1 protein-coding gene is annotated in these 504 nt (G+C 33.5%); it reads right to left on the reverse strand.

All coding sequences use genetic code 11. The annotated features are described in order from the left end of the window. Positions 1-166 precede the first annotated feature (166 nt). Positions 167-504, reverse strand: a 338-nt coding sequence (locus ACGTN6_RS21110; RefSeq protein WP_394595078.1) for a hypothetical protein, incomplete at its 5' end; no start/stop codon positions are given.

The following is a 504-nucleotide window of genomic DNA, read 5'->3' on the forward strand; positions in this document are numbered from 1 at the left end:
TGATTTCTGCGTGCGTTTCATCAAGTTCATTAATTTCCAGTATTTCAAAACGAGGAGGGGATGTTTGCTTCAGTAAATCGAAATTTATAGGATCACTAGCTTTGTAAATTACCATGTCTCTTTCGAAAATCATTGAACCCCTCCTTCAAAATAAATTTATTATTGGTTAACCTTTAGGGAACTCACTTGAATCTATTTCCGCAACCTCATCTTCATCTTCATCTTCATCTTCATCTTCATCTTCTTGTAAATCACTTAAAAACTCTTTCAACCTCTCAAAGTTGTTATCCATATCTTGGTACCCGATTGAATCATACATAATCTGAATATTTTCTAAGATTTCGCTTAGAGCAGTAGGTAAGTCATCTGAATCTTCTGAGACAACAGGTGAGAGATTGCTAGTTAACATCTCTAAACTACTAGCAATTTCTTGGTTAACGAATTTATCTCCATTTAAAAACTTGTCATAAATCGATTCTAAAGTCCGTTTTGTAGAATCCATAT

The organism is Halomonas sp. B23F22_20, assembly GCF_043496985.1.
Classification (GTDB): Bacteria; Pseudomonadota; Gammaproteobacteria; order Pseudomonadales; family Halomonadaceae; genus Halomonas.